The 23,414-nt window shown below is 62.6% G+C and carries 20 protein-coding genes and 3 pseudogenes; 13 read left to right on the plus strand and 10 right to left on the minus strand.

Features of this window, described 5'->3' with window-relative positions; all coding sequences use genetic code 11:
* Nucleotides 1–4 precede the first annotated feature (4 nt).
* The 3 genes from ACFQH2_RS15040 to ACFQH2_RS15050 form a co-directional block, all read right to left on the minus strand.
* Nucleotides 5–604, minus strand: a complete 600-nt coding sequence (locus tag ACFQH2_RS15040) for a hypothetical protein (protein WP_377057100.1) — start codon at nt 602–604, stop codon at nt 5–7.
* A gap of 55 nt (nt 605–659) precedes the next feature.
* Nucleotides 660–1,319, minus strand: a complete 660-nt coding sequence (locus tag ACFQH2_RS15045) for a hypothetical protein (RefSeq protein ID WP_377054985.1) — start codon at nt 1,317–1,319, stop codon at nt 660–662.
* 103 nt (nt 1,320–1,422) lie between these two features.
* Nucleotides 1,423–2,433 carry a metal-dependent hydrolase gene (locus ACFQH2_RS15050; protein ID WP_377076885.1) on the minus strand — a complete coding sequence of 337 codons (1,011 nt, stop codon included), beginning with the start codon at nt 2,431–2,433 and terminating at the stop codon, nt 1,423–1,425.
* Between the two features lie 513 nt (nt 2,434–2,946).
* Here ACFQH2_RS15050 and heR point away from each other — a divergent pair.
* The 3 genes and pseudogenes from heR (at nt 2,947) to ACFQH2_RS15065 (ending at nt 5,779) form a co-directional block, all read left to right on the plus strand.
* Complete coding sequence (gene heR / locus ACFQH2_RS15055) at nt 2,947–3,756, plus strand: heliorhodopsin HeR (protein ID WP_377054989.1); 810 nt, start codon at nt 2,947–2,949, stop codon at nt 3,754–3,756.
* Between the two features lie 281 nt (nt 3,757–4,037).
* Nucleotides 4,038–4,831, plus strand: a pseudogene (locus ACFQH2_RS15060) (S8 family peptidase); the annotation flags it as partial.
* Between the two features lie 780 nt (nt 4,832–5,611).
* The gene (locus tag ACFQH2_RS15065; protein ID WP_377077005.1) at nt 5,612–5,779 is read left to right on the plus strand and encodes a S8 family serine peptidase; all 168 of its coding nucleotides are present in this window, start codon (nt 5,612–5,614) and stop codon (nt 5,777–5,779) included.
* 366 nt (nt 5,780–6,145) lie between these two features.
* Here the strand turns inward: ACFQH2_RS15065 and ACFQH2_RS15070 are convergent, their stop codons facing one another.
* Complete coding sequence (locus tag ACFQH2_RS15070; protein WP_377057102.1) at nt 6,146–7,147, minus strand: ArsA family ATPase; 1,002 nt, start codon at nt 7,145–7,147, stop codon at nt 6,146–6,148.
* 222 nt (nt 7,148–7,369) lie between these two features.
* Between ACFQH2_RS15070 and ACFQH2_RS15075 the strand changes: the two are divergent.
* A pseudogene (locus tag ACFQH2_RS15075) lies at nt 7,370–9,105 on the plus strand (formate--tetrahydrofolate ligase).
* A gap of 126 nt (nt 9,106–9,231) precedes the next feature.
* Here the strand turns inward: ACFQH2_RS15075 and ACFQH2_RS15080 are convergent.
* The 3 genes from ACFQH2_RS15080 to ACFQH2_RS15090 are packed head-to-tail and all read right to left on the minus strand — an operon-like array spanning nt 9,232 to nt 12,475.
* Nucleotides 9,232–9,858 carry a universal stress protein gene (locus ACFQH2_RS15080; protein ID WP_377076886.1) on the minus strand — a complete coding sequence of 209 codons (627 nt, stop codon included), beginning with the start codon at nt 9,856–9,858 and terminating at the stop codon, nt 9,232–9,234.
* Nucleotides 9,758–11,329: an APC family permease gene (locus ACFQH2_RS15085; protein ID WP_377076887.1), complete on the minus strand. Its 1,572-nt coding sequence runs from the start codon at nt 11,327–11,329 to the stop codon at nt 9,758–9,760. The genes ACFQH2_RS15080 and ACFQH2_RS15085 overlap by 101 nt, the downstream gene beginning before the upstream one ends.
* Nucleotides 11,330–11,380: 51 nt before the next feature.
* The gene (locus tag ACFQH2_RS15090; protein WP_377054999.1) at nt 11,381–12,475 is read right to left on the minus strand and encodes a GNAT family N-acetyltransferase; all 1,095 of its coding nucleotides are present in this window, start codon (nt 12,473–12,475) and stop codon (nt 11,381–11,383) included.
* Nucleotides 12,476–12,605: 130 nt separating this feature from the next.
* On the opposite strand from ACFQH2_RS15090, the gene ACFQH2_RS15095 reads away from it, so the two are divergent.
* The 7 genes from ACFQH2_RS15095 (at nt 12,606) to ACFQH2_RS15125 (ending at nt 16,621) form a co-directional block, all read left to right on the plus strand.
* Nucleotides 12,606–13,013 (plus strand): hypothetical protein, encoded by a 408-nt coding sequence (locus ACFQH2_RS15095; RefSeq protein ID WP_377076888.1) that lies wholly within the window; start codon nt 12,606–12,608, stop codon nt 13,011–13,013.
* Nucleotides 13,014–13,063: 50 nt separating this feature from the next.
* On the plus strand, nt 13,064–13,222 hold the full coding sequence (locus ACFQH2_RS15100) for a hypothetical protein (protein WP_377076889.1): 159 nt from the start codon (nt 13,064–13,066) through the stop codon (nt 13,220–13,222).
* Between the two features lie 106 nt (nt 13,223–13,328).
* Nucleotides 13,329–14,627: a PAS domain S-box protein gene (locus tag ACFQH2_RS15105; protein WP_377077006.1), complete on the plus strand. Its 1,299-nt coding sequence runs from the start codon at nt 13,329–13,331 to the stop codon at nt 14,625–14,627.
* Nucleotides 14,624–14,989 (plus strand): ATP-binding protein, encoded by a 366-nt coding sequence (locus ACFQH2_RS15110; RefSeq protein WP_377076890.1) that lies wholly within the window; start codon nt 14,624–14,626, stop codon nt 14,987–14,989. Before ACFQH2_RS15105 ends, ACFQH2_RS15110 begins: the two co-directional genes overlap by 4 nt.
* Nucleotides 14,990–15,273: 284 nt before the next feature.
* Nucleotides 15,274–15,723 (plus strand): DUF2085 domain-containing protein, encoded by a 450-nt coding sequence (locus ACFQH2_RS15115; protein WP_377055003.1) that lies wholly within the window; start codon nt 15,274–15,276, stop codon nt 15,721–15,723.
* Nucleotides 15,724–15,761: 38 nt separating this feature from the next.
* The gene (locus tag ACFQH2_RS15120) at nt 15,762–16,196 is read left to right on the plus strand and encodes an NINE protein (protein ID WP_377055005.1); all 435 of its coding nucleotides are present in this window, start codon (nt 15,762–15,764) and stop codon (nt 16,194–16,196) included.
* A gap of 74 nt (nt 16,197–16,270) precedes the next feature.
* On the plus strand, nt 16,271–16,621 hold the full coding sequence (locus ACFQH2_RS15125; protein WP_377055007.1) for a VOC family protein: 351 nt from the start codon (nt 16,271–16,273) through the stop codon (nt 16,619–16,621).
* 75 nt (nt 16,622–16,696) lie between these two features.
* Here the strand turns inward: ACFQH2_RS15125 and ACFQH2_RS15130 are convergent, their stop codons facing one another.
* Both ACFQH2_RS15130 and ACFQH2_RS15135 read right to left on the minus strand, forming a co-directional pair.
* Nucleotides 16,697–19,252 carry a PAS domain-containing protein gene (locus ACFQH2_RS15130; protein ID WP_377055009.1) on the minus strand — a complete coding sequence of 852 codons (2,556 nt, stop codon included), beginning with the start codon at nt 19,250–19,252 and terminating at the stop codon, nt 16,697–16,699.
* Nucleotides 19,253–19,444: 192 nt separating this feature from the next.
* On the minus strand, nt 19,445–20,104 hold the full coding sequence (locus tag ACFQH2_RS15135; protein WP_377055011.1) for an HVO_2922 family protein: 660 nt from the start codon (nt 20,102–20,104) through the stop codon (nt 19,445–19,447).
* 112 nt (nt 20,105–20,216) lie between these two features.
* Between ACFQH2_RS15135 and ACFQH2_RS19875 the strand changes: the two are divergent.
* Nucleotides 20,217–21,316: pseudogene (locus tag ACFQH2_RS19875) on the plus strand (CapA family protein).
* A 129-nt stretch (nt 21,317–21,445) separates the two neighbouring features.
* Nucleotides 21,446–22,873 carry an FAD-dependent oxidoreductase gene (locus tag ACFQH2_RS15150; protein ID WP_377055015.1) on the plus strand — a complete coding sequence of 476 codons (1,428 nt, stop codon included), beginning with the start codon at nt 21,446–21,448 and terminating at the stop codon, nt 22,871–22,873.
* 60 nt (nt 22,874–22,933) lie between these two features.
* On the opposite strand, the gene ACFQH2_RS15155 is transcribed toward ACFQH2_RS15150, so the two are convergent.
* Complete coding sequence (locus ACFQH2_RS15155) at nt 22,934–23,404, minus strand: hypothetical protein (protein WP_377076893.1); 471 nt, start codon at nt 23,402–23,404, stop codon at nt 22,934–22,936.
* Between the last annotated feature and the right edge of the window lie 10 nt (nt 23,405–23,414).

Consider the following 23,414-nt stretch of genomic DNA (forward strand, 5'->3'; position numbering starts at 1 on the left):
CGATTCAGGATCGGCGTTCAGCGAACCGCTGGCTGAGCGCCGTCGACAGATCCGTCAGATACACCCCGCCCCACAACGCCACGAGGAGGCCGCCGATCGTGTTGTAGACGATGTCCCAGAGCGTGTCGTAGACGCCGTACTGCGTGAGTACCGACGGCATACCCAGCGCTCCAGCGCTAACTCCGATAGCGAACTCGAGGAGTTCCCAGACGACGCCGAACGCGAGCACGAACAGCAAGATGATCACCGCGATGAACTTCGGCGGCAGGTAGACCGCGTCGGAGTGCTCGTCGATGGCGCGCACCGTGGCGTAGCCCGCCGCCGCCACGACTGACGCCGAGAGCGCGTGCGTCATGTGATCCCACCACTCCGTCCCCGAGTAGAAGTTCCAGCCAGCGCCGGGGATGCCGACAGTCCCCAGTGCGTGGAGGAAGGCGGCGGTCGTGATCCAGAGCGTGATCCGGGGATCCATCGGGAGGCCGTAATCCCGCTCCAGAAGCCCCGGGATCCGGGTGACCGCCAGCGCGACGCCCGTGTTGACGATGATCCCGATACTCCCCCGTTCGATGCCGATAAACAGCAATCCGACGAGGCTGACCTCCATCAGTCGAGAGAGTTGGCGCTGTCGGTGCTCCGAGCCGAACAGCCGCGAGATGCTATTACTCACGAGTCTCACCCCGTCCCTCAGGAGTGGTCCCCGAACCGGGGTCCCCGGCGTCGTCGACGCGCTTGCTTTCGGCGACGAGTCGGGGCTCCATCGACGTGTACCGGCGGAAGTATAGCGTGAACACGCCGCCCGCGAACAGCCCAGCCAGCGCGGAGTAGATCCACTCGTACATCAGTTCCTCGTTGGTCGAGATGTAGTTAGTGCCGAGGTAGACGTCAAAGCCCCACTGGACCAGCCCCCAGAGCGCGGCGGCGGCCAGCGTCGCCACGACGACGAGCACGATCGCAAAGCCCGGTGAGAGCCGAACGGCCGTAAAGGACTCCAGTTCGACGGCGATCACCAGGGCGATGGCGGCGACCGCGAAGTACGCGGCGAACTGACTGGAGAGCCGTTCTGATCCGAGCGCCAGACCGACCACCGGCAAGGCGGCCATTAGCAGGACTTCCCACGGCAACATGACGTACGGCGAGCGATAGGCGAGCGGCGGGATCACCGCGAGGACGAGGAGCACGAAGGCAAAGAGCGACCAGAGCACGCCAGTGACGACGACGATACCGACGCTGGCGGCTCCCAGCAGAGCGATCAACAGCCACGAAACGACCGCGTTTCGACGGCCGCCGGCGAGCAACTCGTCGAGTCCGGACAGCGACATACCGGTTCTAAGAGGTTCACACATATATTGATGTGTGACCCGCGGCCGACAGTCGAGCGATAACGTCAGACCGCCGCGGCGAGGACGTACACTATCGCGTAGCTCAGGAGTGCCGCAGTGATCCCCGCGAGCGCGGTAAACGCGACGCCAAGCCAGTCGGGCAGCAGTTCGTCGTCGGTGGTCGCGCTCGGGCGCTGGGTGAGTGGCGGCGACCACCGCGAGAACCGTCGTCGAAGCTCGGTCGCTGTCGGAATCGGGCTGGGTCGCACCGAGAGCCCCCGCAGACGAGCCCTACCGAGAGGATCGAGAACACGAAGTGATAGGACACGTCGAGCGTCGGCGGCGCCATCGCGAGGGCGGCGACCCCGTAGGCGACGCCGACGGATGCACGGCGGTCGACGAAGTTCCACCACGACAGGCCGCCGATCCGGGCAGTCGTCAGCGCCGCGAGCCAGATCACGGACAGTTCGACCGCAAACGCGCCCAGCAGGTGGATCGTCGGATCGGCGTGAAGCAACACCCGGCTATCGAAGACGGCGACGCCGAACGGATAGAACAGTCCCGGTGGGTCCCCAGTCAGCAGGTCGCCCCACGGATGGGACAGCAGTCCCGCCGTGGCGGCCAGAGCAACTGTTCGAGCCGGGAACTCAGTCTTCCAGCGGCTCAGCGTCGCGACGCCAACGCCGGCGACTGCGAACAGCCCCATCACGACCCCGCCCAGCAGGCCACTCACCGCGTAGGCGACGACGATCAGCGCGGTGAGGATGACGACAGCGAGACCGCGACCCACAGCCCGGGTCTGCGGGGTCGCAGTCTTCGTGCCCGCCCAGAGCCCGAACGCGGGTCCCGCAAGGAGGGCGACGACTAGCGAGTGGGTTATCGTCCGGTGGACGTTCCGCGTGGCGTCCCAGAACGTGCTTGGTTCGACCACTGACTCGGCCGTCAGCGACCCGGCGTCGAGCGCGACTGCGGCGTACGCGACGTCGATGTCCGGGACGGCGGCGAACGCACCGGCGACCAGCCCCAGCGTCAGCGCGCGCCGCGCCGGCCAGCCTCGCCAGTCCGCGATCAGCGCGGCGAGGGCGAACGCCAGCAACGCGTGACCGAGAAACACAGTATCGCAGATACGTTTCTAACCATTATAACCTTCTCGCCGCTTCTGTAACATGTTATCTCACACCGCACATCGGGAGTGCGGACGGTTTTTGACCCGCGACCGCGTACGCCTGGACGGCCGATGACGACGCACTCGCTCCGAGGCGGACTCGGCATCCGGCGACGACGAGCCCTATGAGTGCCGAGGCCGACTTTCGATCCATACAGTTGCGGAGAGACGTGAATAAACGTCGGAGAATTGCGTCTGCTACTCGCTGAGAGAGGGCGGTCGCACTCGACGTTCCAAAGTTGCAGTTTGTCGTTTCGACTCTCTCACCTGATTGTCTCCGAACGAGACCACAACCACACGAACGAACTCGTCGAAACGGTCGAGGATCACATCAACTCCGAGAACTGGCGGTACCGACAGACATCATCGAACTCCGGAGAAACGCTCGCTATCCGGGATCCGGAGAGGGTGTCACATTTCCCACAGATGTATTTGCGAGTAGTGATTGGTTCAAGTATACCAATGTCTACGAAAAGTGCGACGGCTACCGATACCGAACAACAGACGTCTGCTCGGGACACCCGACTCCGGCTATGGAACGCCGTCATGGCTGTCCTGCATTTCCTGCAAGGACTGGCGATGGTCCTCCTGGCCGAAGGCGTCCTGTGGCCAGTCACGCGCACCAGATACGGGTTCAACCCCGCAACCGAGTCGATTTTTCCGGAGACAGTCTCCTTCTTCGACGCCAACCTCCCGCTGCTGGTGGCTGGATTCCTCTTCATTTCCGCGTTCGCGCACACTATCATCGCGACTGTCCGGTACGACAAGTACATCGAGTATCTCGACAGGGGGATGAACCCCTACCGCTGGTACGAGTACTCCATGAGCGCCTCGCTGATGATCGTCGTGATCGGCATGCTGGCCGGGGTCTGGGACGTCGGCACGCTCGTGGCGCTGTTCGGACTCGTTGCGGTGATGAATCTCTGCGGACTCCTGATGGAGCAACGCAACCAGTCGACCGACGAAACTGACTGGACGCCCTACTGGGTGGGTGTCATCGCCGGTATCGTGCCCTGGATCGTCATCGCGATTACGTTCATCGGCACAGTAGTGGCCAGCGACGGCGAGTTCCCCGAGTTCGTCATCTACATCTACGTCTCGATTTTCGTCTTTTTCAACCTCTTTGCGCTGAATCAGGCCCTGCAGTATCTGGAGGTCTCACGCTGGAAGAACTACCTCTTCGGCGAGAGGGCGTACATCCTGCTGAGCCTGGTGGCCAAGTCCGCCCTCGCGTGGCAGGTGTACTTCGGCACGCTGAACTCCCCGATCTAGCCGTCGAGAGCGTGGGTCATCGCTCGGACCCATTCAGATGAAACTCTAATAACCACCCAGTAAAAGACGCCTACCTCTAATAATCAGCATAAACTTATACACCAATAATTGACATCGTGTTACATGCCACGACACAACAGACGAACCTTCCTCAAGGTAGGTGGCGCACTGCTGGGTGGTATCGCGGTAGGAACAGAAGTCACAGCGGCGACACGGACTGATCGATTCATCGTCAAGACACGCGGCAAGCGTGGACTACGGGGTTAGACGTCGTCCACGAGATGCCGGGAGTGAATTTCGCGGTCGTCCGCGGATCCGAACAGGAGGTAAAACGGGCTGTCAAAGACTATGCGCCCGACATCGAGATCGAACTGAACGAACCGGACGTGAACGAGGACGTGCCGACGTTCGACGCCTCGGACTACGAGGGTCAGCCAGGCGATTTCCTCCAATGGGACAAGGCCGATCTGAACGTTCCGGAGGCCCACGAGACGACAGAGGGTGAAGGAACACGCGTCGCGGTCATCGATTCCGGGGTGCTGGAGACGCACCCTGATCTCGCTGGGCCACTAAACGTCGATCTTTCGAGGAACTTCACCGACGACGGTGGCGATCACAACCCAGTCGGCGGCGACGACCACGGAACGCACGTCGCCGGTATCGTCGCGGCCGACAACGCTGAGGGAACCGGCGTCAACGGGACAGCGCCGAAGACCGACCTCGTGGACTGTCGGGTGTTCTCGGGGAGGGCGCATCTTTCGCGAACATCCTCGCTGCTGTGGTGTATAGCGTAAACGTCGACGCCGACGCCGCGAACCTCTCGCTGGGCGCGTACCCGATCCCGAGACAGGGACTGGGTAGTTTCTACGGGAAGGTCCTCAACAGCGTGATGACTTATGCAAACAAAGAAGGGACGTTACTCGTGTTGTCTGCCGGTAACGCCGGCGCAGACCTGCGAAAGGACAAGAACTTCATCAGCCTCCCGAACGAAGGAGCACAGGGCCTCTCGGTCGCTGCGACAGGTCCGATCGGATACGGCTGGGACGCCGGCGACAGGGAGGCACCCCCAGAGAGTCCGGCGTTTTATACGAACTATGGGACCAACGATATCGTGCTTGGGGCACCAGGCGGGGACGCCGATTTGAGCGCTATCGGGACGGGTGTTCCGTGGTTCTATGACCTCGTGTTCAATACAGTGTTCGCCCCCACTGGTAATCTCGTGTCAGGGACGTTTGGGCCGAAGGCAGAGGATTATCCTGGCGATGTAACCGCCGAGCGAACCGGCGAGGACGGAGGGAACGTCACCGTTCAGGGGACGCCGCCCTACACGACCGACGACGTACCGTGGTACGCTTCTGTCGGGTTCGGCGGTGCGGAGTTCGCGGCAAGCAAAGACACCTTCGAGGGGGACGAAACCGTGACTGTCGATTACGAGACGGGGGTTGACCACGAGCGGCCCGCACCGGACTGGATTTCGATCTACGTGACCGTTCCAGCGGAGAGCGACGACGGCGACCCGACGGATTACGTGGTGATCGACTGGCAAGTGTCCGAGTCCTCGGGTTCGTCGGTCGCCTGGACAGCGAGCGACACGTTCGGCGACGGTCCCGGCGGCGTCTTCGAGGCGAGCAACGTCGTCGAGATTTTCGAGGACCCAGAGATCGACCCATCCTCGCCGAGTGCCAGCGAGAGCGACGTCGTGGGTGAGGCAGAGGTCAATGGCGTCGGCGTCTTCAGCGGCGGCGGTATCGGTCGCGACGACCCGGTCAACATAACCTACACTGGCGTCTCGTTCGAGGACAATGACCTCCTCATCCCACAGGATCCGGGCTACGGCTGGAAGGCCGGCACCTCGATGGCGGCACCGAACGTCGCCGGCGCGGCCGCGCTCGTCAAGAGCGCGAACCCGAACTACAACGCCAATCAGGTCGAAAGCGCACTCAAGCGAGCAGCAGATGTGCCCAACGACTACGATAAAGCGTTCTACGGGAGCGGCTATCTGAACATCCTCGACGCGCTCTAAGCGTCTATTCTCCCCATCCGATCACTGAATCCCGACTGTGCAGTTTCGCGGGTCGACGCCGACCCACACTTTTCGCGGTCGTCGCACAGGAGATGCCGAGCCATATCCGAGTCTACCTCCCCGAGATTCCGTTCGTTTAGGGCCCAAAGGCGGGGGATACCCGACATACGATCCGGGACGTGTCGTCAGATCCGGACCCTGATTCAGTCGTCGACGAGGTATCAGAGCGCTGTACGCGGGGGCTTCTGGCAACCTCTCGTTCTCGCCGCGTCTCCCGATGCATACTCGACCAGGAGTAACAGTTCAGTTGGGCAGGGGTCGGACGTGCCGAACGGGAAACCGTCTACTGACGCATGCTGTCAGCAACTACGGGGTATTCGTGTGCTGTCGGTCATGACTGTCCGGGAGCAGATACTGTCCGAGGTCGGAGAGTGTCTCCAGGCCCTGGGCCTCACCCTCCAGTTGCGGAACGACCCCGACCGGGAACTCGAACCGATCCTCGATCTCCTGGAGGCGATTCCTGTGTCGCCTGGCGTCGCGCTGGCACCGGTCGCACGGGCATTCTTCGTCGTTCTCGAACACGCGGTTCACCACGAGGGAGTCGACTGGGACGGAGGCGTCTTCGAGTTGTGACACGAGGCGCTCGGTTTCGCTGATCGCCATCTGCTCGGGTGTGAGCACGACTCGAAAGCGAGTGTGGGCCGGGTCGCGAAGCAGGTCGCCCACCTCGCTGACGCGCTCGCGAAGCGACGCGATTTCGTCGTCCTCGTCGCGACTGCCCCAGTACGCGGCAGGGCCCATCACCATGCTCCGTGCTGTTCTGGCCGTCTGCCGGACGCGGCGCTGGACCTCGCCAGCCACGCCGAGCGTCTCGTCGAGCACCTCTGGAAGATCGAATAGCCGAAGGGTGTGACCGGTCGGCGCAGTGTCGAAGACGACGGTGTCGTACCCTGCCGAGGTGTAGCGAGCCATGTACTCCAGGGCGGCCACTTCGTCGCCACCCGGGATCAGTCCGGCCTCGAAGAGGCGTTCGAGGTCGTCTTCTCCCAATCGCAATCCTGCGTCTCGGAACTCGTCGGCGAGCGCCCGGACGACTGACTGATACGCTTCCTGTCCGGTCTGTGGGTCGACCTCGGCGGCGAACAGCGAGTCGGTCACCGCCGTCGGTTCACCGCCGAGGTCCTGTTCGAACGCATCGCCGAGGGAGTGTGCCGGGTCCGTCGAGACGACGAGCGTCTTCGAATCGGACTCTCTGGCCGAGAGGGCGAGTGCATGTGCCGTCGCACAGGTGGTCTTTCCGACGCCGCCTTTTCCACCGTACAACACGACAGTAGATGGCCGCTGTCCGCTTCCGTTCGTTCGACGCATCATATAGAAGAACGAGTTACAGCGTTACAAATCCGAGGCCTGTCGAACCCTCTGTGCGGCTATGAACGTTTGGGAACGGTCCGGAAGCGCTGTCCGAGGGGGTGAGATCTGGTCGAGGATCCAGTCGCTGTGGGTCGTGAGACGTGAGTGGCGCGGCATTCGATTTACCAGTTCGTGGGAACAAGGTTACAGTATTTTTGAGAGGACGGTCAAGATTGACACATGAGTGAAACAGGCTCCGACGAAACCGTACCCCCGGACGTCGAAATCGCCCGAAACGCTTCGCGACGACCGATCGAAGAGGTCGCCGGAGACCTGGGTCTCGACGAGACCGATCTCGACCGGCGTGGAGACGGCATCGCGAAACTGTCCTGGGATGCAATTCACCGGGAGCTGACGCCCCGTCCGATGGGAACCTGGTTCTCGTGACGGCGATGACGCCGACGCGACGCGGGGCGGGAAAAACCGTCACAACCGTTGGGCTGGGACAGGCCCTCTCACAGCGGGGAGAATCGAGCGTCGTCGCCATCAGAGAGCCATCGCAAGGGCCGGTGTTCGGCATCAAGGGCGGTGCAGCGGGTGGCGGCTACAGCCAGGTGCTCCCGATGGAGGAGATCAATCTGCACTTCACCGGCGACATCCACGCCGTCACGGCGGCGCACAACCTCATCGCGGCGATGATCGACGCCGAGCGGACGCACGACAACGACCTGGATATCGAACCGGATAGCGTCGCCTGGAACCGCGCACTCGACGTCAACGACCGGGCGCTTCGAGAGGTCGTCGTCGGCCTTGGGGGAAAAGTGAACGGGCCACCGCGGGAGGACTCGTTTCTCATTACTGCGGCCTCCGAACTGATGGCCGTCCTCTGTCTGGCGACCGATATCGCGGACCTCAAAGAACGAATCGGTCGCATCATCGTGGCCTACGACACCGACGGCGACCCGATTACGGTCAGGGATCTCGACTGCGTGGGTGCCGTAACTGCCCTGCTGAAAGACGCCTTGCGGCCGAACCTCGTCCAGACGATGGAGGGAACGCCGGCGTTCGTTCACGGCGGTCCCTTCGCCAACATCGCAACGGGAACGAACTCGATTCTCGCGGACCAGCTCGGCTTGCGCCTCGGAGAGTATCTCGTCACCGAGGCGGGCTTCGGTGCCGATCTCGGCGCGGAGAAGTTCGTCAATATCGTCTCCCGGGAAGGGGTCGCGCCGGACGTTGCCGTGGTGGTCGCGACCGTCGACGCTCTCGAAAAACACGGCGAGGCGATGGTGGAGCGACAGCAACGCACTCACGACTCCGGCGATGGCGCAGGGCCGCCAGCGGACGATCATCTGGCGACCGTTCGCGCTGGCTGTGCGAACCTCGATCACCACGTCGACAACCTTCGGGCAATGGGTATTCCAGTCGTCGTAGCCGTCAACCGGTTTCCCGACGATACCGACGAGGAGATTCAGGCGGTTCTGGACCACTACGAAGTGCGCGACGTTCCGGCCGCGGTTTCGACGATGCACCGTGACGGCGGAGAGGGTGGCCTCGAGCCAGCAGCGTACGTGCAGCAAGCAGCCACCTCGGGGACCGCGTCGCTGGACCCCTCGTACGACCTGTCGATGGACATCGACGAGAAGATCCGTGCCGTCGCCACGCAGGTGTACGGAGCCGACGATGTCGAGTTCACCCCGCAGGCCCGCGCCGATATCGAGAATCTGACCGATCTCGGGCTGGACGACGTACCGGTCTGTCTCTCGAAGACCCCCGCGTCACTATCCGATGACCCCGACGAGGCGGGCGTTCCGTACGGCTGGGAACTGACGGTCAGGGAGCTGTATCCGTCGGCCGGTGCAGGGTTCGTCGTCGCACTCACCGGTGACGTTCTCACGATGCCCGGCCTCTCCGCCGACCCTGCTGCGGTCGACATCGAGGTCGATGACGACGGCTCTGTTCACGGGCTGTTCTGACCAGTCCGAGAGCATCTCGTAGGAGAGTGCGCTCCTGCACCTCGGCACCGTTCAGCGTCTCATCTTGGACCGTCCTGAGAGTAGCAATCGACGCAGGTCCTTTCGAGAGAGACCGCTCCATCACCGTTACTCTTCGACCGGTGGCCGGCGGACGACGACAAGGGGGACGACAGTACGCTCGGCGAGCCGTTGGGAGGTATCGCCGAAGATACGATCGGTGAGTTTCGGCTCGTCCTCGCCGACGACGAGCAGGTCGTGTTCGTTGGCGGCATCGACGAGCGCTGTCAGCTCGTCGTCCGCTCGCTCGATAGTCGTCGTCACCCGTCCGTTTTCGATGCCTGCATCCTCCATGGCGGAGACAATCGCTGTAAACGCTTGCTCTATGGCGTCCGTGTCTGCCCCCTCCTTTGCGGCATGGTAGACCGTCGCGGTCGCGTCGGTTTCTTCGAGTACTGCCGCGGCTGTCGCGGCGATGTTCGGGACGTTGATTCCGCCGCGAACCGCGACGATGACGCGCTCGATCGATTTTGTTGGGGCCGGAAACAGTACGGCGACCCGGTCGATTTCGGTGGCTACCTGCTCGATAGTCCGTCGGGCGTTATGAGTAAACGACAGCCGGGTCTCGACATCGGAACCGGCGTCGGCGAACAGATCAGCGACCGTATCGAGGGTCTGCCGTGCCTCGTCCTCGAACTGGGCTCGCGCCTGCTCGGAACTCGTCTGGTCGGGGATTTCGACGATACCTACCAGCACGACGGGTAACGGTGCGAGGAACTCCACGAGCGTTTCTGACACGGTCTCCCGCTCCTGGGCCGCGATTTGAACGACGACTGTCGGTGTCGGAGCAGTCATTGGACCTCCCCTTGAGCGATAGTTCGTCCGTGTACAAAAAGTACCAGCCGAGCGCAATGAGGCCGATTGCAGTTCCGAGTAGCTGTGATAAGGGCTGCATATAGTATACGAGCCCGAAACTCGCCAGCGCGCCGAGAACCGGCACGAACGGATAGCCCGGGCATCTGAACGAGGGTGTGTACCAGTCGGGGCTCTCGTGGCGGAGTTTGAGCAACGAGACGCAGGTCAGCCCGTACAGCAGGAGATGGAGGAACGAGGCTACCTCTGCGAGGACTTCCGTTCGTCCCGAGGCGACGAGCAGTACCGTCGTACTGCCAACGAACGAGAGGGCGAAGTGTGGTGTCCCGTACGTACGGCTCACCCGGGCGGCCTGTGACGGCACGAGTCCGTCGGCACTCAGTGCATAGAGCGCCCGCGACGCACTCAGTATCGAAGCGTTAGCACTCGAGACAGTCGCCAACAACCCGGCAACGAGAATGCTCACCGCACCGATGGGTCCGAGATAGACCCGCGCGACTTCGACGATGGCCGTCTCGCCCATCGCACCGATGGTCTCCGGCACGAACGTACTGCCGGCGATCAACAGCGTGATGACGTAGAGAACACCGACCAGAACCACCGACCCGATCATCGACAGCGGGAGGTTCCGGCGGGGTTCGACGATGTCTTCGGCGACGGTCGCTATCTGAGCGAAGCCGAGATAGGAGGTGAACACCAGCGCGGCCGTCGTCAGGACGGGGGCGTAGCCCTCAGGAGCGAACCCGGTCGCTCGTGTGGTCTCACCGTAGACCCCCAGCAGTTCCAGTCCACTGACCGACAGGAAGACTGCGATAATCGCCAACAGCACGCCGACGATGGAGTTCTGCAACGTCTCGGTGTTTTCGGTTCCGAGAATACTCGTCACCGTAAGCCCCACACCGGCGGCGATGCCGAGCAGGATTGCCACGGTCCCGGAATCGACAGTCGCAGGCATCGACTCGACGATGCCGGCCTCCATCAGTACCGATATCGCATACTCGCCGAACCCGACGAGATAAAACGCCGAGGCGAACACCAGCCCGAACCCGACCCCAATGCCGACAAGCGCGCCCGGAAGCGCGCCGAGACTCCGGGAGATGAAGTAGTATCCACCGCCCGATTTCGGCATCGCCGTCGCCAGTTCCGCAGTCGGCAACGCGACGAGCAGCGCGATGATCGCTCCGATAGCAAAGGAGAGCGACGCCGCGGGACCGGCCCGCCCAGCGGCAATACCCGGAAAGACGAAGATTCCCGCGCCGATCATCGTGCCGACGCCGATCGTCACTGCGCCAGCCAGCCCGACCGTTCTGTCGAGATCCGGCTGGGATGATGCCGACTGTCTGTCACGTCTCACACTGCAACAGATCGTCGTCGGTTTAATTCGACGTGGCTCCGTGTGAACCCGTTATATCTCGACTGCATCGATGGGAACGGCCATCCGCTGTCGGTCCGGTTCGAAGCCGAGTTTCTCGTAGTATGCCATCGCTCGGTCGTTGTCCGCTTCCACTCCCAGCGAGAGTTCGACACAGCCCTCCTCCCGTGCGTACTGGATCGCCCGCGCTATCAGACGGTCGGCGAATCCCGACCCCCTGTAAGCGGGGCCGACGTACAGGTTTCCGATGAACAGCCGTTTCGCCGGGTCGAGGAACTCGTCGGTCGGTTCGAGTCCAGCATTCAGCCAGCCAGCAAAGACGGCATCGATCCGGTCGAGGCCGACCGTAGAATCGTTCACGTCGTCGAGAGCGATCCAGGCCCGCCGATCCGGGACATCGTACTCTTCGAGCAGGTCCTCGACGACGGCCTCCCGGTCCAGATCCGAACTGAGGTGTTGCTCACCGACGGCAGCGCCCAACTCCTGCCAGAACGGGACCCAGCACTCGTCGAAGAACCGCTGGATAGCCGCGTTCTCGACTCGAAGCCGGCGGAGACGAACGGACGAATGATCGCCAGTCGTCGAGTAACCGTCGCCGGCCTCTAGCGTGACCGCAGACAGCGGGACGCGCATTCGATAGCCCTGAGCCTCGAAGCCGAGACGTTCGTAGTAGCCGATGGCGCGCTCGTTCTCGATTGCGACATCGAGCGTCAACTCCTTACAGCCGTCTTCGCGCGCCTGCTGGATCGCACGTGCGATCAGGTCGTCAGCGAGTCCCGATCCACGATATGACTCGCGAACCCAGATGTCGGCCACCTGGAGCCTGTCAGGCCAGTCGAATTCGTCGGGAGACGGTGCGAGACTCGTTTTCACGAACCCGGCAAAGGTCGCATCGACCGTCGAAAGTGGCGCCGGTCGGTCGATGCCGTCCTCGAGTGCGACCCACAGCCGATCCGACGGTGCATCGAGCAGGTCGAGGTGGTGCTGTACTACCGCCTCGATATCGACGTCCTCGATCAGGGTGTGGGCGGCGACAGCATCGCTCAATCCCTCGTGATAGGGCAACCAGCACTCCTCGATAAAACGGCGTAGATCTGCCTCTTCGGTAGGGACACGGCGGATCTGCATATGTGGATATCAGATCGATCGATCAAGAGCGTTGGGATGACGGGCCGATCGACCGCTAGAGCGGGGCTGTCTCGCTGCTGGCGGTCTCGAACAGGTCCAGGAACTCCTCGTCGTACTGCTCGTCGACGTGTTGCACGTTCCAGAGCCCCGATGCTCGGATCTCCGGACTGGTGCTGTATCGACCGAGCCAGCAATCCGCTCGCGGGTCGGTCGAGCGCTCCTCGAAGTCGCTGAGGAGGGCGATGGCGTTCCGTTCGAGGTATGCCCGGTCACTATCGGCACTCGGTTCGTCGTCGAGAGCAACCCAGAGAAACGGCTGGTCTCGGATGTACGCACTGACGCGCCGTTCGAGGATGTACTCCGCGTCCCGGACCGCCGACCGATCACGCTCGATGCTCGACCAGCGTTCGTCCCAGTCGGGGTAGTCGGCGTGGAGGTCGTGTTTCTCGATGATCGCTTCGCCGACACGTTTTCGATAGACAGAGCCGCGATGGTTCCCCCGTGTGGGTGCTCGGAACTCCCGCTTCCCGTTCCGTAGTGCTGTTTGAGCCTGTCCCAGAGCGTCGTACTGCTCCCTTCGGACACCGCATGTGTGCCGATACGGGCGACTCGGAACTGATCGGTCGATTCGTAGGTCTCGCCCGGTTCGAGGAAGAAGTAGACACCGCGGTCGGGCCAGTTCATGTAGCCGGTGCAGTGTTTGAGCTTTTGTGGGCCACCGACTCCGTGCTCGAGGTCGCCGAGTAACGTATAGAAGCGGTCGCGGTCGTCCTGGCGAGTCATTCCTACACCTCTCTTCTCGGTGACACACAAAGAGCTTCATCACTCACTGCGAGGGGTCGTGTAGAACGACATCGAGACCTGGAACGAGGGCGCGAAGACCCTCTTCGGCTACGATGCCGAGACCGCTGTCGGGATGTCGATGGCACGATTCCATCCGGAGTCCGACCGTGCGTCTGGACTTTCGGATCGGTTACTCCAGCAGGCCCGCATCGCCGGCGAGAGCGCCCACGAGGGCTGGCGCGTTCGCGCCGATGGCTCGGAGTTCTACGCCGACATCCGCTATGCGTTACTGGAGACCGAGGCTGGGGCGTCCCGGGGCTATGCGATGATCGTTCGAGACATGACGGACCGCCGCCGACAGCGCCGTCGGACAGAACAGTTCGTCGAGGAGTCCGACGACGTGGTGTCGATTCTCGGCCCGGACGGGGATCTGACGTACGTCAGCGGTTCCGCTGACCGCGTGCTCGGCCACGACCCGGACGACCTCGTCGGCGAGAACCTCTTCGACTACCTGCACCCCAGTGGGCGCGAAGAGGCCATGGAACACTTCTTCAGCGCCCTCGAGGGCGAGGTGGACAGCGCGGAGGCAGAGTGTCGGTTCCGCTCGGGCGATGGGGACTGGCTGAACGTCGAAGGCCAGTGTCGAGACATGACGGACGACGACGCTATCGACGGCGTATTGCTGTATCTCCGTGACGTGACCGACAGCAAGGAACAGGCCCGACAGTTCGAGGGGATATTCAATCAGACGTTCCAGTTCACCGGCCTGCTCGACCCCGACGGGACGGTTATCGAGGCCAACGAGTCCGCACTCGAGTTCGGCGGGTTCGACCGCGAGGCAGTCGTCGGTGAGCGGTTTTACGAAGCCCCATGGTGGACGCACTCCGAGGAGACGAGCGACGACATCCGGGACGCAGTAGAACGCGCTGCTGACGGGGAGTTCGTGCGCTACGAGACCGGCGCCAAGGGTGTCGACGGTCTTGCAACACTCGACTTCTCGGCGAAGCCGATAACTGACGAGGACGGCGAGGTCTCACTCGTCATCGTCGAGGGGCGCGACATTACGCAACAACGCCAACAGCGCCAGCATCTAGAGGTGATGCAACGAGTGATGCGTCACAATATGCGCAACGACCTGACGAAGGTCGAGGGCTACACGCAACTGCTCGCCGAGGAGACGGATCCGGATACGAAGGCGGAGTATCTCGAAATCCTCGAATCCGTGCTCGACCGCTGGAAGCAGATGAGCGCCAGTATGACCAAGATCCGACGGGTGTTTCGGAACCAGGAGGGGAGCGGTCGCGGGAAGACGCCGCGACGCTCGTCGACGACGCTGTCGCGGCGGCCAGCGACGCCCTCCTGGACGTGACAGTCGAGAGCGACACCGCTGTCGAGGCAGTAGATATCCCGGCAGACATCGCAGAAGCCCTCCGGGAACTGATCGAAAACGCCAGCGAAGCCGTGGCGCGGCCGGATGGCCGGGTCGAGGTATACCTATCCCGCCCGGAGGAAAACTGGGTCAGTATCGACGTTGTCGACGACGGCCCCGGCCTCCCGGAGATGGAAGCCGAAGTGCTCGAAACCGGTGAGGAGACCTCGTTGAACCACGGCGGAAGTCTCGGACTATGGATGGTCCGAACGCTCGTCAAACAGGCGGGCGGCGACATCTCCGTCGGCGCCACACCGGACGGAACGAGCGTCACGCTCCGCATACCCACGAAAGAGCCGTAGCAGGTCGATACCACGGGTTTCGACGGGACGGATTCAGGGTTCGATTGGACGTTTAACTGCGGCATCGTCAGAAGCCTCCACTGTGCTCGCCTCCGACTGGCTATCGACGAACTCGACGAGTATGTCGCCGACTGCGGTGGTGACCTCGTTCTCGAACGACGCCTGAACGGCGAAGAGTCCGCACGAGCCAAGACCGGTCGGCGAGGCTCACCCACCAGAGCGTCGGCGGCGACCGCGCCAGCGATTGCGGACGACTTTTCTCCGTCGTCCTCGAACGCCGGGATGTGACGCTCGACCGTGAAGAGCTACGAAAGGGGCTGGCACGGACGTGGCCGTATCTCCTCTCTCACCACGAACCGTCCGAGCGATGTCGGTGTTACTCGCCCAGGCTCCGCGGTCGACGGATCAGGCTCTGTGCGCGGTGTACCGGGATCTATCCCGGCATCCTCGCCGCGCTGTCCGGAGTCGGCGGGTCGCCGACGCTCGCGCTGGCCATCGTGATCGCCTTCCCACTGCCGGCGCTCGTCGACTGGACGGTGACGACGTTTACCGGTCGGCGCGGTTACAACGCCGTCCGGACGGCGACGGGATTGCTGCTCGGCTACGGCTACGGAGTCGGCCTCTATCGAGTGGTTCTGGCGGGGGATTTCCGCATAGTTGCGGTCGGCATCAGCTATGCGATGGTCGCTGGCGCACTGCTCTCGCTGTCGCTGACCGGAACTGAGGCCCGATGAGTACTACTTTGTAACTGCTTCGACAAATGCCATCCATCGTGAACTACTGCACCAACTGCGGTGAGCAGATAGCCGAGGACGCAGATCTCTGTCCTGAGTGTGGTGTCGACCAGCCGGCGACGCCCGAAGGCGAGCACATGACCCGAGACGAGAACCAGAAGTACTGCACGGAGTGCGGCGAACTGATCAACAGGCGGGCAGAGATCTGCCCGGAGTGCGGGGTGCGACAGCCCGGTATGGCCGACCCGAGCAGTGACAAGGTCGTGTCCGGCATCTTCGCCCTGCTGCTCGGAGGCATCGGCGTCCACAAGTTCTACCAGGGGAACATCAAGTACGGCGTGCTCTACCTGTGTTTCTTCTGGACCGGTATTCCCGCCGTCATCGGCCTTATCGAGGGTATCCTGATCCTGCTGGCGGACGACGCCGAGTACGAGCAGACGTACGCCGACGGGAGCATTCTGGGCCAGTTCTGAATCACGGGACACCGAGGAAGATAGCGATCACCGCGACCCGAACACATTAATCGGGAGCACCCGACGGTGGGGGTATGGCCGGAATCGTCTTCTTTGGGACCGAATCGCTCACTGAAGTCGTCGAGTTCTACGTCGAGACGCTCGATGCGGAGCGCTGGCTCGACCAGCCGGACTGTACGATCCTGCAGTACGACAACATGCTCTTTGGCTTCTGCGAGCGCGAGACGGCCGAAACCGATGGAACGATCACGTTCGTCGTCGACTCGAAGCGGGCAGTCGACGAACTGTACGAGCGTCTCGGCCACGTCTCGGAGGAGCCTCCCGCCGAGAACGAGCGCTACCGCATCTACCAGTGCTTCGCCGAGGACCCCGAGGGACGGACCGTCGAGGTCCAGACGTTCTTGCACGAGACCGACCCCGTCTGAGCCGAGCGATAGGGAGCCATCTCCCGGCTGGATCCGGATCGGACTCGGCCCGCCGGAGTCACAGTCTCGGAGTGGCTACTCGGCGCGTGCAAGCTCTACAACGAACGTCGCACCGCCGGAATCGTTGTCCTCGACCCGGATATCGCCGCCGTATCGGTCGACGAGCGTCCGGACGAGATACAGTCCAAGCCCGGACCCCTCGCTATCCAGACCCTGTTCGCCCTCGTCGAATATCTCGTCCTTGAGGTCGTCCGGCACGCCGGGGCCGTTGTCCGCAATCGAGATCCGGACCCGGTCCTCGAATTCGGTCGTCGAAACCTCGATCTCGGGAACGTCGGAGTCGTTGTGGAGGACGGCGTTCTGTAGCAGGTTCCGAAAGACGGAGTCGAGCATGTCGTCGGCGGTGACGACGACATCCGAAAGTGAGCCGTCGAGCCGAACCACTGCCGCCCGGAAGTCGGATCGGGTGTCCTCGATCTGCTCGTGAAGCGCCGTCGATAACCGTTTCGACACCAGTTCCGACTCGCTCTGGAGCAGGATGTCGGTCATCTCCTTGGCCGACGTCGTGATATCGATGGCTTCGTCGCCAGCGCGCAGGATCTGTTCGAGATACTCCGCCTGCTTGCCGTCGAGGTCGTCTTCAAGCGCCTGGGCGTACGCGGAGACCAACTGAAGCTTGTTCCGGATATCGTGATGGACGATCCGGTTAAGGATCTCCAGATTGTCCCGTTGGGTCTCGATCCGTGACTCGTAGGTTTTGAGATCGGTAATATCACGAGCGTAGCCGAGCACCGCGTCTTGGTCGGTTCCGGCGACCGTATAGGGGAGCTTGGTCGTGCGGAGAACCCGCGTCTCGCCGTCGGCGGTGGTCAACTCTTCTTCGGGAATCTCCAGCGCTTCGCCGGACTCGATCACTCGCAGGTCGTCCGCCTGGAAGTTCTCGGACTGGTCGGCGTCAGGCAGGATCTCCGAGTCGGTTTTCCCCTCGACCTCGTCGGGTGTCAGTCCGTACGACGCCGCAGTCGCTTCGTTGGCGAGAATATACTCGCCGTCCCTGTTTTTGGCGAACAGCAGGTCGGGCACCAGATCGACGATCTGGCGGAGCTGTTCGCGCGTCCGCTCGATAGTCTCTTCGTACTTCTTGTGCTCGGTGATATCGAGATGGATGCCGACCGCACGCTTTGGCTCCCCGTCGTCGTCGCGCTCGACGACCTTGCCGACGTCTCTGATCCACTTCCAGTCGCCGGCTTTCGTCTGCATCCGATGCTCGCAGTCGTACAGTTCCGTTTCGCCGGTGAGATGAGCGCTCAGTTGCTCCTCGACCCGTTCCATATCCGCCGGATGCACACGTTCTTCCCACGTATCGAGATGCGAGTCGAGTTCCGCGGGTGAGAACCCGAGCATCGAAGCCCACTGCTCGTTGAACTCCACTGCGTCGGTCTCGACGTTCCAGTCCCAGACGCCGAGTTCCGCTCCTCGGATCGCCAGATCGAGCCGTTCTTTCAGTTCGCGTAGCTCCTGTTCCTGTTCGACGTGTTCTGTCACGTCACGGGCACTACCGACGACTCGGACGACCTCGTCGTCGACCACGACCGGGACGAGCGTCGTCTGCCAGGTTCGGGTACCTGCGGGAAGCGAAAGGGTCTCCTCGTAGGAGATCCGCTCGCGAGCGGTCACACAGCGTCTGTAGTTCGCTTCGACCTCCGCGGCGACCTCATCGTCCAGAACGTCTCGCGGCGTTTTTCCTCTGATCGACTCCGTTTCGAGACCGCTCTTTGCCTCGTGGGAAGCGCTCAGTTGCCGGTAGCGGAACGTCGGATCCGACTCGTCGCCATCGACGTCGAACAGGAAGATCGCATCGTCCGCGTTCTCCATGATCGACTCGTAATCCGCCAACAATCGCGTTCTATCACGTTCTTGGCGCTTTCGCTCGCTAATGTCCCGAACGGCACAGACGAGACTTCCATCCGGCCGTCCAGTCAGTGACACTTCCTGGGGAAACGTCGTTCCGTCCGCACGGACGCCCGTCGCCTCGCCGCGCCAGTTTCCGCTCGCGTCGACCGTCGGAAAGATCTCGGACTGGAAACGCTCTCTCTCGCCCTCGTTGTAGAGGCCGGTCCAGGATCGCCCGACCAGCTCTTCGGGGTCCTCGTAGCCGTAAATCGTCGCGTGCGCCCGGTTGAGGTAGACGAACTCGCGGTTCTCGTCGAGAATCGCCATCCCGTCTATCGAGGCCTCCATCGCGCCGGAGAGACACGAATCCGAAGTCTGGGCCGGTCGATTCTTGCCGCTCTCGCGGAGACAGAGTGTCACGCCATCCGCGGAGGGATGGATCCGGACCTGAAACCAGGAATCGACCTCGTCGGCGTACGCCTCGAAGCGTACCGACTCCTTCCTTTCCAACGACCGCCGACACTGACCCCTGACATCGTCGTCGAGTAGCGCTACCAGCGAGTCGAACGCCCCGCCCTCGCCAGTGACAGAGGCCTGTGACAGCAGTTCGTCGGCCGGTGCGTTGCGAAACGTCTCGGCGAGTCGCTCGTCGTACGCGAGGATCGGATCGTCGATTCGCGAGAGCACGCTCTCGGCCGACGGGTCCGATCGGACTTCGTCGTTCGAGTCGCGTCTCATCGGTACGCCTGGCCAGTGAGACTTTCATAATACTTTCCAACAGTATTCGAGAGATAATCGTTTGATTGCCAGTTAGTCAACGTCCGGTGCATACGTTTCAGAGAGAGTCCAGCGTATTCAGCGTTCGGTACGATCAGCTACGGGGAGTGGCTCGGTTTGGTACGACGGCACAGCACGGCCGGAACGACTGCCTCAATCCTGCTCCTCGACGGGCGCGCCCGGTGCGTTCGTCTTCACGCTCTGTAACCCCTGTTTGGCTTTCTGTTTGGAGGCGTAGCCCTGTCCGCTGTCCGCGATGATGTTGCCGTTGTCGTGGACGAGTCGCCAGCGCCACTTGCCCTGATTGTCGGCGAATAGCTCCGCCGTGGCGTCGCTTCCCGCCGCATCGGTCTCGACAGGTTCGTCTTTGGACTGGTCGACCACGTTCGCGCCCGCGACGTTCTTCTTGACGCTCCCGAGGCCCTGTTTGACCTTCTGTTTCGAGGCATAACCCTCGCTCCCATCGGCGATGATGTTGCCGTTCCTGTGGACGAGTCGCCAGCGCCACTGGCCCGCATTGTCTTCGTATACCTCGAACGTCGCCTTGCTCGCCACTACCGCCGTTTCGACGTCGTTCTCACCCTCATCCCACTCCAGTTCGATTGCGAGGCTCAACTGATCGCCCTCGCGTTCGATTTCGACCTCCAGTTCGGACTCCTCGGGCGGTGACACCGTTATGGTCTGCCCTTCGTCGACGGGGACGGGTTCGCCCCGCCCGAGGCGTCGGGACAGTCGGTGAAAGAAGGCGGCGAGTCCATTGCGGCTTCGGGTCTCTGTCCGTTCGTACAGGACTTCTTCAGTAGGATCTGACATAGCTATGGTGTTTGTGGACACCCTGCATAATACTGTTCCTGTCGGCTGGCTTCGCGACGACCCAGTCGGAACAACACCGGGTTTCAAGCCCATACCGGCCGATAGACCGATGATGCGAACGACTCGTCGCGGGGCGCTGGCCCTCGGGCTTGGCGGTATCGCCGGATGCGTTAGCGGGCCGAAGCGGACGGCTGAGCTATCGACGAGCGAGGGCACTGCGGACGTCCGCGTCGGCTTCGTCGGCGACGTGATGCTCGGGCGGGGCGTCACGGAGCACTGGCAGGGGGCGGAGCCATCCGGCGTCTGGGGATCGACCCTCGATCGACTGGACACGCTCGACGGCCTGGTGGTGAATCTTGAGTGTACGATCACCGAGAACGGCGAGCGCTGGCCGGACAAGACCTACTACTTCCGGTCGGACCCGGAGTTCGCTCGACCGGCACTGGCGGCCGCGGACGCCTCTATAGCGGCACTCGCGAACAACCACGTCCTCGACTTCGGGGAGACCGGTCTCCTCGAAACGACTGCCCACCTCGACCGGGCAGACATCGCACACACCGGAGCAGGACCCGATCTCGACGCCGCCCTGGAGCCAGCCGTCACTACGGTCGACGGCCTGACGGTGGCGATGCTCTCGCTCACCGATCGCTGGGGGAGTTCGGTGCCGGGGCAGAGAGCGCAGGATCGGCGTACATGCAACTCGATCCATCGGTTCCTGCGACCCGTGCGCTGGTCAGGACAGCACTGAAGCGTGCAGCGGCGCACGATCCGGACCTCCTCGTCGCATCCCTGCACTGGGGACCGAACTGGACCACAACGCCGGAGAGCCAGCACGAGGCGTTCGCCCGGTGGCTGATCGACGAGGGCGTCGACGTGGTCCACGGCCACAGCGCACACGTCCTGCAGGGCGTCGAAGTGTATCGCGGATCGCCGATCATCTACGACGCCGGCGACTTCGTCGACGACTACGTCCACAGGGAGGAGGTGTACAACAAACGCAGTGCCCTTTTCGAACTGGGACTGGTCGACGGGGAACCCGACTCGCTCCGGCTCGTTCCGACAGAAATCGCCGACTATCAGGCGACAGTGGCCGACGAGGAGATCGCCGCGTGGTTCCGGGAGACGATCCGAACGCGCTCCGCACCGTACGGAACGACAGTCGACGAAGACGGGCGGAGCGTCACCATACCGTTAGGGAGCAACGGAGGGTAAGACGGCCGAAACCGGCGTGTAAACTCGCCAACAACGCCGTCGATAGCCACTTCGACGATCGACGACATCTCGTCGGAAAGAACATCAGTTATATGTGGCGAGTCCTCTCCTGAAGACAACGACCTCTATATGACCGGTAAATACGACCTTGTCATCGTCGGCGGCGGAATCAGTGGTGCGTCACTTCTGTATACGACAGCGAAGTTCACCGATATCGAATCGATCGCACTGATCGAGAAGGAATCCGAGATTGCGGCGATCAACTCTCATCACACGAACAACTCTCAGACGCTTCACTTCGGCGACATCGAGACCAACTACACGCTCGAAAAGGCCGAAGAAGTAAAGGAGGGCGCAGAGCTACTCGCAGGCTATCTCGAACAGTACGATGACGACCGCGAGATGCACGCAAAGCGCAGCAAGATGGTGCTGGGCGTCGGCGAGGACGAAGTCGACGAACTCGAACAACGTTACGACGAGGAGGGCTTCGGCGACCTCTTCCCGAAACTGCGCCCGATTGAACGCGAAGAGATCGGCGAGATAGAGCCGAAAGTCGTCGAAGAACGGGACCCCGACGAGGAGATGATAGCGCTCCAGACGCCGGACGGCTACGTCGTCGACTACGGCGAGACGACCAAGTCCTTCGTCGAGCAGGCCCAGAAGGAGGCGAACGTCGACGTCTACACCGGGACGGAGGTCTCGGATATCACGCCCACGCTGGACGGCTACACGATTGCGACCGATGCGGGCCGGTTCGACTGTGACGCGACCGTCGTCGCCGCCGGTTCGCATAGCCTCCAGATGGCCAAAGAACTCGGCTACGGCGAGGACAAAGCGTTGCTCCCCGTCGCGGGGAGTTTCTTCCTCGCCGACGACCTGCTGAACGGGAAGGTGTACACCCTTCAGATGAAAAAGCTCCCGTTCGCGGCGGTCCACGGCGACGCGGACGTCCACGACCCGGGCGTCACGCGCTTCGGTCCGACGGCAAAACTCGTTCCGGCCCTCGAACGCGGGCGTATCTCGACCGTCCCCGACTTCCTGGACGTGTTCGGGCTAAACGTCGCCTCGTTCCTCAGTTACGCCAACATCCTCGCGGATCGCACCCTCCTGCCGTACGTCCTGAAGAACCTGCTGTACGACCTCCCCGAGGTCGGCACCCGGCAGTTCCTGCCGAACGTCCAGAAAGTCGTCCCGAGCGTCGAACTGGACGATATCGAGCGCGCCAAGGGCTACGGCGGCGTTCGACCGCAGATAGTCGACACCAGCGAGAAGTCCCTGGACATGGGCGAGGCGAAGATCATCGGCGACGACGTGATCTTCAACATCACGCCCTCGCCCGGCGCGTCGACCTGCCTGAAAAACGCCATGCGGGATACCCACACCCTGCTCGAGTTCTTCGATAACGAGTACGAGTTCGACGAGGACGCGTTCCGCGCGGACACCATCGAGAACTTCCCGCGCGCTGAAGCAGAGGCAGAAGCGACCGAAGCGGTCGAGTCGCCGAGTGCGAGCGACGTCACCGCGACGGCGGGCGATGCCGCTACGGGCGACGACTGATCGGCAAGGCCGGCCAGTTAGCGACGTTGTACCTCATGCCCGGACGTGACGCGGTCGTACTTATACCAGCGAGAACACGACCGAGAGGAGCGGTACCAGTACGACGACGTAGAGCGCGGCCGAAATTGCCCAGTCCCGGCGGATCGTCCGGGTACGGTCCGGATGGACGTCGACCTGTGGCAACACGACGACGGCGAAGAAGCCGACCATCAGGACGTAGAGGACGAATGCGGCGAGTAGCGTCGTGACGAGACTGCTGCCGAGCAGTCCCTCCGTCGTGAAGAGTAGCCAGACGAACAGCGGGCCAGTCAGAACGCCAGCGAGATAGTGGACGACCGTGGCAAGCCGTTCCGGTGCGGCCCGCGGCGTCGTTTTGGTCAACACACCGGCGGCCACGAACGGCGACGTTTCGCCCTCCGGGAGCACGGCCATGATGCGGTCCATCGCCAGCGTGGCGATGACCCCGCCGATAACGCCGACGACGAACTGCAACGACACTGTCAGGGATGTGAGAGACGAATCCATACCCATCGGTAGGTGT

The organism is Natronoarchaeum sp. GCM10025703, assembly GCF_042661985.1.
Classification (GTDB): domain Archaea; phylum Halobacteriota; class Halobacteria; order Halobacteriales; family Natronoarchaeaceae; genus Natranaeroarchaeum.